17 protein-coding genes are annotated in these 14,927 nt (G+C 58.0%); 9 read left to right on the forward strand and 8 right to left on the reverse strand.

Annotated features, from left to right (window positions below; all coding sequences use genetic code 11):
- Positions 1-33 precede the first annotated feature (33 nt).
- Positions 34-975 carry a hypothetical protein gene (locus FB598_RS18750; protein ID WP_144770342.1) on the forward strand — a complete coding sequence of 314 codons (942 nt, stop codon included), beginning with the start codon at positions 34-36 and terminating at the stop codon, positions 973-975.
- Positions 976-1,003: 28 nt separating this feature from the next.
- Here the strand turns inward: FB598_RS18750 and FB598_RS18755 are convergent, their stop codons facing one another.
- From FB598_RS18755 to FB598_RS18770, 4 genes are all read right to left on the reverse strand, one after another.
- Positions 1,004-1,258, reverse strand: coding sequence for a type II toxin-antitoxin system Phd/YefM family antitoxin (locus FB598_RS18755; RefSeq protein ID WP_141917601.1), 255 nt, complete (start codon positions 1,256-1,258; stop codon positions 1,004-1,006).
- 182 nt (positions 1,259-1,440) lie between these two features.
- The gene (locus FB598_RS18760; RefSeq protein ID WP_141917604.1) at positions 1,441-2,046 is read right to left on the reverse strand and encodes a hypothetical protein; all 606 of its coding nucleotides are present in this window, start codon (positions 2,044-2,046) and stop codon (positions 1,441-1,443) included.
- Between the two features lie 81 nt (positions 2,047-2,127).
- Entirely contained in the window at positions 2,128-3,579 is a 1,452-nt protein-coding gene (locus FB598_RS18765) for a hypothetical protein (RefSeq protein ID WP_141920762.1), read from the reverse strand.
- Between the two features lie 408 nt (positions 3,580-3,987).
- On the reverse strand, positions 3,988-4,710 hold the full coding sequence (locus FB598_RS18770) for a hypothetical protein (protein WP_141917608.1): 723 nt from the start codon (positions 4,708-4,710) through the stop codon (positions 3,988-3,990).
- A gap of 335 nt (positions 4,711-5,045) precedes the next feature.
- Between FB598_RS18770 and FB598_RS18775 the strand changes: the two genes are divergently transcribed.
- From FB598_RS18775 to FB598_RS18795, 5 genes are all read left to right on the forward strand, one after another.
- Positions 5,046-5,471: a helix-turn-helix domain-containing protein gene (locus tag FB598_RS18775; protein ID WP_141917610.1), complete on the forward strand. Its 426-nt coding sequence runs from the start codon at positions 5,046-5,048 to the stop codon at positions 5,469-5,471.
- Positions 5,468-6,337, forward strand: a complete 870-nt coding sequence (locus FB598_RS18780; protein WP_141917612.1) for an alpha/beta fold hydrolase — start codon at positions 5,468-5,470, stop codon at positions 6,335-6,337. Before FB598_RS18775 ends, FB598_RS18780 begins: the two co-directional genes overlap by 4 nt.
- Complete coding sequence (locus tag FB598_RS18785; RefSeq protein WP_141917614.1) at positions 6,334-6,729, forward strand: DUF4180 domain-containing protein; 396 nt, start codon at positions 6,334-6,336, stop codon at positions 6,727-6,729. Before FB598_RS18780 ends, FB598_RS18785 begins: the two co-directional genes overlap by 4 nt.
- Positions 6,730-6,817: 88 nt before the next feature.
- Complete coding sequence (gene blaOXA, locus FB598_RS18790; protein WP_141917616.1) at positions 6,818-7,636, forward strand: class D beta-lactamase; 819 nt, start codon at positions 6,818-6,820, stop codon at positions 7,634-7,636.
- Positions 7,633-8,727 carry an acyltransferase gene (locus FB598_RS18795; protein WP_141917619.1) on the forward strand — a complete coding sequence of 365 codons (1,095 nt, stop codon included), beginning with the start codon at positions 7,633-7,635 and terminating at the stop codon, positions 8,725-8,727. The genes blaOXA and FB598_RS18795 overlap by 4 nt, the downstream gene beginning before the upstream one ends.
- A gap of 435 nt (positions 8,728-9,162) precedes the next feature.
- Here FB598_RS18795 and FB598_RS18800 read toward each other — a convergent pair whose 3' ends face one another.
- The 3 genes from FB598_RS18800 to FB598_RS18810 all read right to left on the reverse strand — a co-directional run bounded on the left by FB598_RS18800 (position 9,163) and on the right by FB598_RS18810 (position 10,828).
- The gene (locus tag FB598_RS18800) at positions 9,163-9,570 is read right to left on the reverse strand and encodes an SDR family NAD(P)-dependent oxidoreductase (protein WP_141917621.1); all 408 of its coding nucleotides are present in this window, start codon (positions 9,568-9,570) and stop codon (positions 9,163-9,165) included.
- Between the two features lie 300 nt (positions 9,571-9,870).
- The gene (locus FB598_RS18805; RefSeq protein ID WP_141917623.1) at positions 9,871-10,305 is read right to left on the reverse strand and encodes a type II toxin-antitoxin system HipA family toxin; all 435 of its coding nucleotides are present in this window, start codon (positions 10,303-10,305) and stop codon (positions 9,871-9,873) included.
- A gap of 37 nt (positions 10,306-10,342) precedes the next feature.
- Positions 10,343-10,828: a helix-turn-helix domain-containing protein gene (locus tag FB598_RS18810; protein WP_141917626.1), complete on the reverse strand. Its 486-nt coding sequence runs from the start codon at positions 10,826-10,828 to the stop codon at positions 10,343-10,345.
- Between the two features lie 137 nt (positions 10,829-10,965).
- On the opposite strand from FB598_RS18810, the gene FB598_RS18815 reads away from it, so the two are divergent.
- Entirely contained in the window at positions 10,966-12,225 is a 1,260-nt protein-coding gene (locus tag FB598_RS18815) for an MFS transporter (protein ID WP_141917628.1), read from the forward strand.
- Positions 12,226-12,252: 27 nt separating this feature from the next.
- Here the strand turns inward: FB598_RS18815 and FB598_RS18820 are convergent, their stop codons facing one another.
- Positions 12,253-13,458 carry a threonine ammonia-lyase gene (locus FB598_RS18820; RefSeq protein ID WP_141917631.1) on the reverse strand — a complete coding sequence of 402 codons (1,206 nt, stop codon included), beginning with the start codon at positions 13,456-13,458 and terminating at the stop codon, positions 12,253-12,255.
- A 404-nt stretch (positions 13,459-13,862) separates the two neighbouring features.
- On the opposite strand from FB598_RS18820, the gene FB598_RS18825 reads away from it, so the two are divergent.
- Both FB598_RS18825 and FB598_RS18830 read left to right on the forward strand, forming a co-directional pair.
- On the forward strand, positions 13,863-14,219 hold the full coding sequence (locus FB598_RS18825; protein ID WP_141917633.1) for a hypothetical protein: 357 nt from the start codon (positions 13,863-13,865) through the stop codon (positions 14,217-14,219).
- A 136-nt stretch (positions 14,220-14,355) separates the two neighbouring features.
- The gene (locus FB598_RS18830; RefSeq protein WP_141917636.1) at positions 14,356-14,925 is read left to right on the forward strand and encodes a flavin reductase family protein; all 570 of its coding nucleotides are present in this window, start codon (positions 14,356-14,358) and stop codon (positions 14,923-14,925) included.
- Positions 14,926-14,927: the final 2 nt, after the last annotated feature.

Genomic DNA, 14,927 nt, shown 5'->3' on the forward strand with positions numbered 1-14,927 from the left:
CGCGAAAACTACTAGGCTATCTGGACATTTGAAATGCCTTTTCACTTGGACGATCTAGATCTCGACAGCATCCCAGCCCCCTATCATTCAGTGCTGAGGCGCATGGCCGCAGCGGTCGAAGACCGGGCTGTCACACCAGCTGTTGCGATCAAAGTAATTCGAGAGCATTTGGTGCCGCTTCTTTCCGATGTGCACCGCCCTCTGATCTCTATTCAGGGCCAGCCATCCTGGGACAAGATTCGGACCCTCTATCCCGCATTGGTATTTGCTTCTGAATCGCAGCAGGAGCAACTGTTGGCCGCGATTGGTCGGATGATTGAGTTGTTTGTCCGACATACGGACAGGCCGCCGCGGGAAATTGAATTCCCACCTTTTATCGAGGTTTTCTCGTTCAGCCGACTGTGTGGCTACCTCGGAGTCCCTATTGCCAAGCCGCTTTTAGAAATCGATGAGGGCACAGGGGATCTCTACCGCTTCTGCAAATATTGCTGGCTTCCCGTAAGGCGAAAGGACGTGTGCGCTTTCCATACGACCATTGTTATCGGTGCTGTAGACGCCAGTAGTCAGCCGGCTTGTGCACATATTTCTTTGAAACAGGCACAACGCCTAAGAGCAGTCTTTGAGCAGAAAGTGCTGGCGCTAGCTACTAGGGATGAGATGGAGTTTCACCAGTCAGGCTTCGGCCTACCTGCGCTCTTACCGCCATCTGGGTTGACTCAGTGGCTGGACGCGCGGCGCCCTCACTTGGCTAGGCTAGTGAGGAACCAGGCTGGCGCGTCGGCTAACGGTCTTCGTATCCTGTCCACCGTTCTTTACGGAGAAGAACTTGGCGCCAGGGTCGTTGAGGCAATAGGAGGGGCGGTTTACTTGTGGACGCCGATCACGACTAGAGCGGAGGGATGGCTGGCTGCCTGGGCGGCTAAATCACCGAGAGGTGGAGCTCGCAGGCGCGCGACCAAGCTTCTGGAGGAATAGACGCGATGTATGCCAATTTTTTGCTTGGTTACAGAAAGTCCGCTGGTCGGAGGTAGATATCGACACGTGGTGCTTCGAACTCGACGTCTGAATCGCCAGGCATAGCTAAGCTGCTGGAGATGCTGCGTTTCAGCGCAAGTAGGCGTTGATATTCCGGATAGCTGATTAGAACATGGCTTGGTATGCCACGATCAGTAATAAAGACTGGCCCAGTCTCGGTCGCAGTAAACGCCTCGTGCACATCCTGAGCAAACTCTTGCGCGGGTAAGGAAGTAATTGCCACAACAAACTCCTTTGGTGCAGAAATACCGTGTACAGGGAAATGCCGGGGGAAATTCTAGGCTAGAAAACACACGCCCCGGGGTCTGCTTTGGCAGAGATCGCACCGGGGCTCGCAGTCCGATGATAGGGTGATTAGTACGATGTGACTACGCTCCCTGTAAAAGCTCACCTATCGACAGACATCTACTCCACAATTATAGCGACAGCGTTATATAAAATTTGTGCGATGGGGGCTGGGTGATATTGCAGGCCACCACCTCCCAAGGCTCCGCTCGAAAAGGTCATGCAAAGGCCAGCATTGGTTAATCGCTGGATCTCCGGGGGCTCAAGCCCTTCGATAAGAGCCTTGGCATCAAGAAATCGCTCCAAATCTCGGATGTAGGCCACATCAATGGCATGTGCCAGTAGAAAGAAGTCCGCTCTCGACAGCTCGTCATTCAAGTACGCCGCGAATACTCGAGCCAGTAACACCGGCTTTTGAAGGTCTGAAAATTTCTCGATGACGAGAAACAGCCTCTCGCCAATAAGCTCTGCATATTCATCCTTAAGTAATTTCTCTCGCATTGCCTCTGACTCTAAGGTCCTTTGGAGGCGTGGCTCATTCAAGAAGCGACTGAGCTTGCTAATCAGCCCTTTATCACGAATGTTTGATGCCTCTTTCATCAGTGCTGCGGCCAAGTTAACAACTGGGATCGCTTTCACGATCTCGCTTTCAAGACCGAGGTCCAGCAGCGCTTCTCCTGATTCAGAAAGGACCCTTACTAGTTCACTATGAGCATTTTTAGCCATCGCTGCGTCCACTAAGTTATTTCGACCATGCTATGTTTTAGAAGATTGATTCTCGAATATGAGTCCACTAAAGGCGGGGAACTACCGGTGATAGAACATTATGGCTCCGAGGATGACAGCGACCCACCAAATCTGCTTTGACGTTGCAACTAGCTTCTCCTCGACGGCCACTATTCGCTTAGCAAGCCTCTCTATCATTTCAGCATCGACAACACGTGGCGCGACTTCAGTTTTGACGTCTTTCAACTCCTCGGTAACAGGGGAAACTGAAAACCATTTGTAATGTGCATGCAGTTGGGTGCATCGTTTGACATAGAGATGTTGAAGTTCATGAGACACATATCCCTCTAATTCCCGACGTGAATCAGGGTTCAGCAGAATCTGGTTATTGAATAGCGCTGCCAGAACAAATATGGCCTTGTCTTTACTCCAGGCTTCTTGGATTTCAGCGGCATTCATTTTTTCTCTGCCGTAGTAGGCGCATCTGAACGCCAATTCTGGTGCATCCAACGAGCCCATGGCCGTGATTGCCTTTCCTTCTGAAATACTGCCGTAAAGGGCTGCCATGACACATTGGAGTTCCTCTTCTAGCGTGCAGGTCGAGTAATAACCTTCGACTCTCTTCCCCGAATCAGAGGTACTTGGTATATCACCCAATTTCCAACGATTGATTAGCTCTGAAAATTCTTCTCTAGATCCCAACATCCTGGTATTGGCGGGATCAAGATTCATCAGTAGATCATGCAGAACGTTAATTGAATTGGATGTAACCATGGCGGTCTGCAGAAGGCGAATAATTGCCTTATTGATGTCCCAGTTAATAAAGTCGGGGCCAGCAATCGTACTGTCATCTATAGTTAGGCCAGGATTGCCCGAAGCAAAGCGCAAAAGATGTAACCACCTTTTCTCATCGACAGTATCGAAAGGCCCTGCTCGTTCGAACAATTTTGGGAGCAGATAACGTCGAGCGGGATTGCGTAACATCGCCAACAGTTCGTCGCTACTGCCACTGCATGCCAGTCGGCGAACTTCCAGAAACTCCCAGTCGTCGGAATCGGACGACTCGCCTAGCCCCCAAGCCCCCAATGGGGCAGTAAGATTTGCCAGACAGGCGAGTCTTACTGCGTAGTCGTATTCATTGTCGCCCGTACCGGCCAATGACTGGCTGTAGAGTAGCTTGATTACACTTTGGCTTCCTGCATTCTTTGCCAGCCCCAAGTTAATCAAACGGTCGTTACGTTGTAATAGCGCATTTTCAAGCGCATCGTCGCTATTCCAGCGCGAAACACCTGTGGCGAGATATTGACCATATTCATCTAGCTCCCTGTAAACCACCTCTGGAGTTGAAAGTTTGAGCCTTTCCCTCGTAATGTGACTGCTAGTGGTAATGTCCCATGCCATATTTCCCCCGATTTTTTGTTTAATTTGTGAAAGTGTAGGCGGAAGTGACGGTTGCTGCCAATCTTCAGACGAGGCCAGTAGCACATGCACAAATCGTGGTGGCGCTCCCTCAACGAAGGCGACTTGGATCACTATTTGAAGTGGTACCGAAAGCTATGTTTTGACAGGCCATGCTCTTTCGAGACCGTTCAACTGGTACTACACTTACTTCGTGCGCTTGAGGACAAGCGGGCTGAGCTTTCGAGTAACAGCCTCCCCCCACAAAACAAATGAACTATGAAAACGGCCCGCTTCGCGGGCCGTTTTCATTCTCGGATACAAAGAGGAATCTATGTTCCTCACGCGATGCCGTGCTAACGTCAGCATGACAATGACATGTGACTTCAGTCCCTGCAAAAGCTCACCTTTCTAATCCTGTCGACACCATTGCGATAGCGGCCAGCCACAGGCATTCCATTGAGCGCAAGCTGGGCCCACTCACGGGACGGCTTGTTGTCGCCGGTCATAGTTTCTGACAATGATCCTCTTGCTGTAGTCGATCTATGGAATTGGCTTCTGGCAAGTACCAGTCACGCTGTTTATGTATTCCAAGGCCACACGGTTCTTCGGGATTTCGGGAAATGTGTGAAAAAGAAGGTGGACAAGCTTCTCCTTGCTAGCCGCTACAGCTTTGAACCGATCGGCAAAGTGGTCGGCCAATTCTAGCAGCGCATGCTTATTCGCAAAGCTTCTTGCGATCTCAACTACGGGCGAGTCTGGTAGGACATGACGCAAGAATGTCCAATGAAGACAGACCGCGAGGCACCGCTCGCCCTCAGGCACATGGGGAAGCTCCGAACAGACACGCTGCATCACAGTCTCCCAATGTTTGCGGCGATCTGAATGAAATTGAAGTTCTTCAGGAACGATAATTATGTGCTCAATGGCATTATCAAGAGCGCCCAGCGCATCCGAAAAACCTTTGTCCCATTCTTCGCTATCGGCTAAAGCAAGCTTTGGAACTCCCTCAACATGAAACCGCCGCACGTGCAACACTTCATGTCGAACCGCCCCATCGGGAAAGTATCCATTGGTCGGAGCAAAGAGTTGAATGCTTTTGGCGTCTATGACGACTGCGAGCTTTCCCTGACCAGTAGTTCCACCTTCATTCTGCTTCGAATCGAGAATTACATTGATTTCAACGCCCGCACCTTCTTCCACGTCAAGGACGAACTGTTGGACTGGCTCATTAAGACGGGCAAGATATTCGGGTTGCATATTCACGAGGAGCGATATTTGGCAGGAAGACACTACATGAAGACTACCCGAAACCGGTTATGTGGGGATGTCCGTTCCTGGCCGATAACGGACGCTCATTCAGCAATTGTCCACCACGGAAAGCGACGCAATCCATGTCGCCTGGCTTGCAGGATTGCCTCTTGCCATCCGCTTCCATCTTTCCATCGCCTTCCGAGGGCGACCGTTCGCTCATGCGCCCCTCGGGCCCAGTCTTCGTCCGGCTGCCGCGAGTCGGATTGCGGTCCAAACGGGAATTCGAAATATCTCAATCGCTACATATATTGGTAACATTTAGGAATAATTCGATATAGAATGGCGCCATGCACGGAAATACCTACACCGTTGAAGAAGTCGCCCGGCAACTCAAGTTGCACGTCAAGACAGTGCTGCGCCATATCAAGGAGGGCCGCCTGCGGGCCTCCAAGATCGGCAAGTCCTATCGGATTTCCGGTCCGGACCTGAATGACTTTGCCGGTTTGGCGGCGCCAGTAGCGAGCCAAGGCGAAATTGTGGCACGTACCACGAGCATCGTAGAGGTACCCGGGATATCGGCCGAATTTGCCAGCCGCATCGCAACCAACCTGCAGGCTTTGCTGATCAGCCGGAGAGGACACGGCCAGCCCATGCATCTTGATACCGCCTATAACCCGTTGGAAAGCCATCTGAAAATCATCCTGGTTGCATCGCCCAGAGAGGCCGCATCGGTGCTGGAGGCAATCGACTCCTTTCTTGGCTCGGCGCAATGATGCCGATATTCAGGACGCTCGATGCCGAGCGCCTTGCCCTGGCACGCTATCGCGATCTGCTGGACGAGTGGCCGGTTCCTCATACCCGTCGCATGGTGCCAAGCGGCATCGGAGAAACCTTCGTGCTTTCCTGCGGCCCGTCCGACGGGCCGCCGCTGGTGCTGCTGCATGGCGCCCAGGCCAACGCGGCAAGCTGGCTGGCGGACGCGGCGACATGGGCGCGGCACTTCCGCGTCCATATCCTTGACATGCCGGGCCAGCCCGGATTGAGCGCGCCATCCCGCCTGGTTTCCATCAGTCGCGCGGCCCTATGCTGGCTCGACGACGTGATGGATGGGCTTGGACTGGTCAACGCCTCGTTCGCCGGCATTTCGCTGGGTGGCTGGATGGCGTTGAACTACGCAGTATCGCGTCCAGGGCGGGTGGCGCAACTGGTGCTCATCTCGCCCGCCGGGATCGGACGGCAACGGGCATTCCTGCTCAAAGCCTGGCCCTGTTTGATGCTCGGGCAGTGGGGATTGCGCAGGATCCGTCGCATGGTGATCGGCCCTGTTGCCGGCGCGCTGTCGCCGTTCCATGCCAAGCTTGCCTCGCTGATGGAATACATCGGCCTGCATGCGCGTATTCAACCTATCGTGCTACCCAGGTTCAGCGATGCTGCTCTGGGTTCGCTGGCCATGCCGGTCATGGCAGTGCTGGGAGGAAAAGACGTGCTGCTTGATTCGGCCCACACGCGGGCGCGGCTTGAACGGTGCGTGCCGCACGCTTGCATACACTGGAGGCCAGAGGCCTTTCACTTCATCACCCGTGAAGCTGAAACCATCCAGGCATTTCTTCTCGCGCCTGACGCGCGCGGCACGCCATGAGAAGCGTGATCATTCCGATGGGCACGGTCCGGATACTGCATTGCCCGGCCCAGGAAGGGCGCATTGCCAGCGAAGGTGATACGGACTCCCTGCTCAGTGCAGCATGGGAGCACTGTGCGCAGCTGGTGGCCATCGATGCCAGCTGCCTGGACGAATCCTTTTTCCAACTGTCGTCTGGATTGGCGGGCCGGCTTGTCCAGCGCTTCGTGAACTACCGCATGCCGCTCGCCATTCTCGGCCAGCTCGGCCGCCATCTTGATGCCAGTCGGGCGCTTAGTGACTATGTCCGAGAATCCAATCACGGAAACGCCGTCTGGTTTCTCGACCGCTTTGCGGACCTGGAAAGCCGGTTGGGCTCCGACGTGCTTGCACCGCGCCGGCCGTTGCGGTGACAGGCGTCCTCCTGGGGCAAGAAGCCATGCCGGGCGCCCGTCACCGATAGAATCAATTCCGTTAATTAATCATGCTGGAGAGGTAGAAATGCGCAAGACATGGATGTTCGTGGCCCTGATCGCAGGTGGAGTTATCTCGACCGCGGCGTCGGCACGGACGATATGCACCATCGTGGCCGACGCATCGGAGAACGGCTCCATCGTCCAGAGTGGAGATTGCACCCGCCGCTTCACGCCGGCCTCCACCTTCAAGATCGCCATCAGCCTGATGGGCTTCGATGCCGGCGTCTTGCAGGACGAACATACGCCGGCCTGGCCCTATCAGCCAGGATATCCTGACTGGGGCGGCGACGCCTGGCGCCAGCCCACCGATGCCAGCCGATGGATGCAGTATTCGGTGGTCTGGTTTTCGCAGCGTGTAGCGCAGCAGCTGGGGGCGGCGCGGTTTCAACGCTATACGCGCGATTTCCGCTATGGCAACCAGGACGTGTCGGGAGAACCGGGCAAGCGCAATGGCACAAAGGGAGCATGGATCAATTCATCGCTGCGCATCTCGCCTTTGGAACAGATCGCTTTCCTGCGCAGGCTGGTGAACCGGCAACTGCCGGTCAGCGCACACGCGTATGAGATGACCGGCAGGATCACGCGCATCGCGGCTGCGCCGGACGGCTGGGAGATCCACGGCAAGACAGGCACCGGTTCACCGGGCTCCGATGGGCGCTACGATCCTGCGCATGCCTATGGATGGTTCGTGGGCTGGGCGATCAAGGGCGACCGGAAGCGCGTGTTCGCCCGCCTTATCCAGGACGATCATCCGACCCAGCCCAACGCCGGCCTGCGGGCTCGCGACGGCCTGCTGGACGACCTTCCGGCATTGGCCGATCATCTCGCAGGTCGGCCGCGATGAGCGTCGGCCAGCGCAATGCGCGGATCGATGCGCTGCGTGGCGTATCCATATTGCTGGTGCTGTTCCATCATTTCAACATCGCCTACCCGCTCAAAGATACGGTGCCGGCGACGATCTTTGGCGCCCCCGTGGTGCAGGCGATCGCCCGCAACGGCAACTACGGCGTCACCATTTTCTTCGTGATTTCCGGCTACCTGATGACGGCCAACACCTTGCGCCGATGGGGGCGGCTCGACGCCATCGATGCGAGGCGCTTCTACGCGCTGCGCATGGCGCGCATACTGCCATGCGTGTTCCTGTTGCTGGCAATGGTGGCGCTCCTGGCCGCGCTGGGAGGGACGCTCTTCCAGAACCGCGGATTTGGCGAGCCGCCGCTGCCGATGTGGATGACGGGTCTGGCCAGCCTCACCTTCTGGATGAATGTACTGATTGCGCAGCATGGCTGGGTGAACTATCCGCTGGGTGTGCTTTGGTCACTTTCCGTTGAAGAGGTGTTCTATCTGGCGTTTCCGATGGTTTGCCTGACGTTGCGCAGGCCGCGCTTCATCGGCGCGTTCTGGCTGCTGTTCGTCGTGACGGGCCCCTTATACCGCCTGGCGCACCAGGGAGATGAAGGCGGCTTTCTGTATGCGTACCTGGCTTGCTTTGACGGGATTGCCATCGGTTGCTGTACGGCGATCATGGTTGCACGAGGTACGCATCCATGGATGTCGACGCGCTGGCTGCAGTGCATGACGATCCTGGCGATGACATTGCTCTACCTGTGCTGGCCGATTTCCCGTAGCAATGTACTGGGCGTGACTGCAATGGCGCTGGGAACCGCTCTGCTGCTGGCCGGCGCTTCTGGAAAAACTATAGCGCCAGGTTCCGCGGGATACCGATTCCTGGCGTTCTGCGGCGGTCTTAGCTACGAAATCTACCTGTTCCACCTGATCATCCTGGGCCTGATGCGCACCGCAATCCCTCCCATCACCGCGTCATCGGCTGTAAAGCTGGGACTGTTGGCCGGATACCTTATCTGCTCGTTAGGGGTGGCCTGCGCTGTGGCTCGCTTTTTTTCGCGTCCCTTTAATCGCCTTGCGCATGAATGACCGTATCTGGCCGATAGCAGTCCTAAACGCGATGTGATAAGATTTATGTCAATCGCCTGACAGCCCTCATCCCCGAAAACGGTTCTAGTCGGCTGTCGAGTTTCAGGCAAAACGTAAGCGAAAGCCCGCCTCTGGCGGGCTTTCTCCATTTCCGGCCTCCGTTTTTCCATCTTGCATTGCTGAAAAAAATTTCTAGCCTGCAAAGGTTACTCGACTCAATCCCTTCGAGCCAGACGACCTGGCTCCAGACGCTTGGCCCTCGGCGCCAACACCGAGTATTACTGCACATTTCATTTATATCTGTAGGGCCGCTACGTGGCCGGTTGCGGATATCTTAGAGCGACAGACCATTGGCGTTGAGTAGTTTTTTGGTCATTCAACTGTCCAGGGCGACTGAACTAGAAACGTCCACGTCGCCGAACTAGATGTCCACCATCACTGAAATACGCAGATGCGCCCATTTCCAACCACCATCAGTGACCTGGAAACTGCTCTGATACAGTGGAAGGCCCCACTTAGATTGGTTTGAATTACTGCTTGCCAGGTTTCGTCGGAGATGAGTGGAATCGATCCATCCTTAACGATACCTGCGCAATACACCAGATCTGGCGGAGCGCCAAAATCGTGTTCAATAGTCTTGATGAGATGGGTAACTTCGCGGCTATCACAGACATCGACGCCATACCAGCGAATGTTGTCGTCATTGGGAGGAATGCGCTCGGAGTTGGTCGATTTCGCAGAATGTACGAGCGCAAGAGGTCGGCCTTGAGCGGCTAAATGAAGAGCAATCTCTTCCCCGATATTGCCGCTAGCTCCAATAACTAAGCATGGTCGCTTCGTCATGAATTGCTCGTCCTCAAGTAATGGGAAAGCGAAGCGTACAGCTACTTTTATTCTTTCTTCCGAAGGGAGTAATAAATCCCAGTGGAATTTGATGTTGTGCGGTCGTCTCTTAGAATTATTACTAGCTCAAAATAGGAGTTTCTTGCTTCGTTATGCAATGCTTACAACTCCACATGTCGTGGAGATTGTTCAGTCCAGGATGGGAGCGGGGAGCCTCAAAATTACAGCCGCATTCCTCGGAAAGCTACGATGAACCGTTTTTATTGGGCATTATTTTCCAGCGTGACCATCAATAGGCGCTTAGGCCAGATATGCCGCCAGCATGTCGGCGGAGCTGCCGAGTCCATTGAAGATGCTGTCCGCGACATATTCCGGAAAGCCTGCCGGCAGTTCCTTGCGCACGGCTGAAATAACGTCAGGTGTTTTATCTGCGAGCTCTTTGAGTATCGCATTGGGACCGTCGCCATCTTCGGCAACGATGCCGTAATGCATGCCGACCGCATGCCAATGCCTGGGCTGGATTTCCCGCATTTTCCGATGGGGATTCTTCGGCCGTACCGCTATTGCCATGGCGGCCTTATGCTCCAACAGCTTGCCCGGGCCGTCCCCGATGGCATCGACTTCGCGCAGTACCAGTTCACCGCCCAGTATGTTGAGGAGTTCCAGCAGGCTGGTCGGCGCTTGCCTTGGCGGCGTTCCTTCCATTTGAAAAACAAATTTTGATTTGTTTTTCAAATTAACACATTGTGATTTGTATCGAAGGCGGATTCATCTATTCAGGCATGCGTCTGCCTGGCGCCTTTTTCACTTCCACCTGATGCGCCGCGAGCGGTTTACCGTCGTGTCCGGTCGGCTGCATGCGCGGCACGGGCTTGCCGCTTTTCTTTTCCACCAGTTGCGAATGCCTTTCGTCCGGCGCGAACAGGTGCTGTTCGCCCCATTGGCGCAGGCCGATCACCACCGGCAGCAGCGCCTCGCCTTTTTTCGTCAGCACGTATTCCTGGTAGGCGCTGCCATCCGAGGCCGGCACGCTGTCGAGGATGCCGGCCTCGGTCAGCTTCTTCAGGCGGTCGGTGAGGATGTTGCGCGCCACGCCCAGGTTGTCGCGGAATTCGCCGAAGCGGCGCAGGCCGTCGAAAGCGTCGCGCACGATCAGGAGCGCCCAGCGGTCGCCGACGATGTCGAGCGAACGACCTACGGGGCAGTGTTGGGCATAAGCCGCATGGGGCTGGAGGGCGGGCTTCTTGTCGGCGGGCATGGGAATGGCGGTGTCGGTCGCAGCTGCGTTGTCGAAGCGGCAGCTGAAAACCCTGCCGCCAGTCTGGTTGCATTTTAAAACCATAATCGCTTACACTCCAAATGGTTTTGAAATGCAACCACATTGAAAGGCTTCCCATGCCATCCGCCGCACCGGATTCGACAGCGACATCGACATCGATATTAACCGCGACTCCTTGCCTGCCATCCCGGCCATGCCGGCAGCCGGCCCTCAGCCGGACATTGACGCTGCTGTTCGCCATCGCCGCCGGCATCAGCGTGGCCAACGTCTACTATGCCCAGCCCTTGCTGGATGCCTTGGCTGCCGATTTCGGCATCGCTACCGCCGCGGTGGGCATGGTGATCAGCGCCACCCAGGCCGGTTCCACACTGGCCTTGCTGCTGCTGGTGCCGCTGGGCGACTTGCTGTCGCGGCGCCGGTTGATGCTATGGCAGGCGGCGGCGCTGGCCGTGTTTCTGCTTGCGGTGACCGCCAGCGGGTCGGTGTGGATGCTGCTGGCCGGCATGCTGGCGGTGGGCATGCTGGGCACGGCGATGACGCAGGGACTGATTTCCTATGCGGCCGCGCTGGCGCCGCCGCAGGAGCGCGGCGCGGTGCTGGGGACGGTGCAGGCCGGCGTGGTCATCGGTTTGCTGCTGGCTCGTGTGGTCGCGGGGTTGTTGGCTGATGTAGGGGGCTGGAGGCTGGTCTACCTGTGTTCGGCGGCAATGATCGCGGCCACCGCCATTGGCCTGGCGCGCATGTTGCCGCCGGCGCCCGCAGCGGCGCCATCGATGCGCTATGGGCAATTGTTGCGTTCGATGGCCGGCTTGCTGCTGCGCGAGCGGGTGTTGAAGGTGCGCGGCGTGCTGGCGCTGCTGATGTTCGCCGCCTTCAATATTTTCTGGAGCGCGCTGGTGCTGCCGCTGTCGGCGCCGCCGCATGCGATGTCGCATGGCGCCATCGGCGCCTTCGGCCTGGTCGGGGTGATTGGCGTGCTGGGAGCGGCCCGCGCCGGCCGCTGGGCCGACCGCGGCCTGGCCCGGTACGCCACCGGCGGCGCCTTGCTCCTGTTGTTGCTGTCGTGGCTGCCGCTGTCTTTTGCCGATACCAGCCTGTGGGCGCTGGTGGCCGGCATCCTGCTGCTGGACCTGGGCGGGCAGATGATCCATGTCACCAACCAAAGCCTGATCCTGCGCGCGCAACCGCAAGCGCACAGCCGCATGATCGGCTGCTACATGATGTTCTACGCGGTGGGCAGCGGCGGCGGCGCGCTGGCGGCCACGCACATGTATGCGTATGCCGGCTGGGGTGGGGTTTGCGTTCTCGGCGCGGCGGTCAGCCTGGCGGCCTTGTTGTGGTGGGTATTGACGCTGCGCCTGATGCCGCGCGACTGAATGCCGGCATCAGGCTGGCCTGCCGTCTCAGTGCAGCTCTTCCGCCTCGAACCCGGCCCCGCGCAGCGCCTGCAGCACTTGCGCCAGATGCGGGCGGCCGCGCGTTTGCAGCACCAGTTCGATGTCGACGTTTTGCGCCGCCAGCAGGGTGAAGGCGCGCTGGTGGTGGACTTCGTCGATATTAGCGCCGGCTTCGGCGACGATGCCGGTGATTTTCGCCAGCGTGCCGGGGACGTCGCGCGAGCTGACCTTCACGCGCGCCAGGCGGCCGGCGCGCACCATGCCGCGTTCGATGATAGCGGTGAGCAACAGCGGGTCGATGTTGCCGCCTGATAGCACCAGTCCCACGCGCTTGCCGCGGAAGCGGTCGGGGTGGCGCAGCAGCGCCGCCAGGCCGGCCGCGCCGGCGCCTTCGACTAGGGTCTTCTCGATTTCCAGCAGCATCAGTACGGCTTGTTCGATATCGCCTTCGTCCACCAGCAGCAGCTCATTGGCTTCGCGGGCGATGATGGCGCGCGTGAGCGTGCCGGGCGTGCCGACCGCGATGCCTTCGGCGATGGTGCTGGCGCCCATCGGGTGTTCGGTGCCCTTGACGGCGTTGACCATGCTCGGGAAGCGCCGCGTCTGCACGCCGACGATGTCGATCTCCGGCTTGATGGCGCGCGCCGCCACCGCCATCCCGGCCAGCAGGCCGCCGCCGCCGATGGCTACCACCAGCGTGTCGAGGTCGGGCACCGCGCTGAGCATCTCCAGCGCTACCGTGCCCTGGCCGGCGATGATGGCCTCGTCGTCGTAGGGATGGACGAAGGTCAGGTTTTCCTGTTCCGCCAGCGCATAGGCATGGGCGCGCGCCGCTTCCAGCGTATCACCGTGCAGCACGACATTGGCGCCGAAGCCGCGCGTGCGCTCGATCTTCACGCCGGGGGTGAAGCGCGGCATGACGATGGTGGCCGGCAAGCCCAGGCGTTGCGCATGGTAGGCCACGCCCTGGGCGTGGTTGCCTGCCGACATGGCGATCACCCCGCGCGTGCCGTCGCCGCTTTGGGCGACGTCGACCAGCTTGTTGCAGGCGCCGCGCTCCTTGAAGGAGGCGGTGAACTGCAGGTTCTCGAACTTGAGGAACACCTGGGCGCCGACGATCTGCGACAGCGTGCGCGATTCGACACAGGGGGTTTCCAGGATCTGGCCTTGCAGCCGGCGGGCGGCGGCTTCGATATCGTTGAGTGTAGTCATGGTGGGATTATTGCACCGCTTTGTAGCATTTGCCCTTGGTGCCCGTGTGAGATGGCGAAAAATAGACAAGCGGGACGGAACGATGTGCATTTTTCAAAAAACCGACGCGGGAAATTTGCAGGCTATCGCCAGCGATGCCCGGATAGCCATTGGCGGGCATTCATTGGCATCGATTTCCTCGTTGGCGCATGGATATAGGCCTCTGTTCCGGAATTGAAAAATTCTTTTGCCGGCGCCATTGAAGTCAGGCGATGCGCCGACTAGAGTGAAGACTCCGTCGCATCGCGGCCTGGTTCATGCCAGTTCGGGAAGCGGCTCCCCAGGATTGCCGGTCTGACCAGATCGGCAGGCCTTCCCGGCAGTTCCTCAACACAAGCTTCTGCGTTCCACCCAAGGAGACCTCAATGAGCATCGCAACCCGGTATCCGGATGCTAGGCCGTCCCCGCCGCCGCTGTTCCCGTCCGAGAGCGGGGCGCGCGCCGCCTCGCGCTTCGAACAGCGCAGCGCCCCGTTGCTGCTGTCGCTGGTCGAGCTCGATCCGCGCGACGTCGTGGAGGGCGTGATGACCGAACAAGGCTTCCAGGCCGCGGACGTCGTTCCGGTCGGCCCCATGCGCGAAGCATGCCCGCATTGCCCGGGCGTGGCCCTGCAGTTGGTGTTGCGGCATCGCCATGTCAAGCGCTCCCATCTGTTCTGCCGCGTTTGCACTCGTTGCTATGACGCCATGAACGAAAGCGGGCATTCGGTGCTGACCATCTGAGCACAGCGGTAGCAAGCTTTCATCGCGGCATCACGCGCAGGGCGCCGCCCGGATAGGAGCCGCGCCCTGCGGCGTTTACCGCGGCGCGCCGGCAACGCGTGCCGGCTTTCCCCCGCAATAATCGCCAGGAGCCGCCATGCCCCGTGCCCCCAGGTTGCCCGCCAAGCAGGATTTCCCGGTACACCAGATACGCCGCTACCTTGAGCCCGGTCCGATCGTATTGGTGTCGTCGGCGCACAGGAAACAGCGCAACATCATGACCATGGGGTGGCATACCGTCATGGAGTTTGCGCCCTCGTTGCTGGGTTGCGTCATCGCCGGCGGCAACCATAGCTTCGAGCTCATCCGCAACAGCCGGGAATGCGTGATCAACCTGCCCACGGTCGCATTGATCGAGCAGATAGTCGGCATCGGCAATTGTTCGGGCGCACAGGTCGACAAGTTCGAGCGCTTCGGCCTGACGCCGCTGCCCGCGGCCGAGGTCGGCGCGCCGCTGATCGGCGAATGCCACGCCAATTTCGAATGCCGCCTGCACGACGGCAAGCTCATCGGGAAATACAACTATTTCATTTTCGAAGTGGTGAAGGCGCATGTGGCGCGCACGCCGAAAAACCCGAAGACGGTGCATTACAAAGGCAATGGGGAATTCATGGTGGCCGGAGAGGTGATCAGCCGGCGCTCAGGTTTTCGCAGCGAATATCTCTGAGC

Origin of the sequence: Herbaspirillum sp. SJZ106, from assembly GCF_006715495.1 — a bacterium.
Classification (GTDB): domain Bacteria; phylum Pseudomonadota; class Gammaproteobacteria; order Burkholderiales; family Burkholderiaceae_D; genus Herbaspirillum.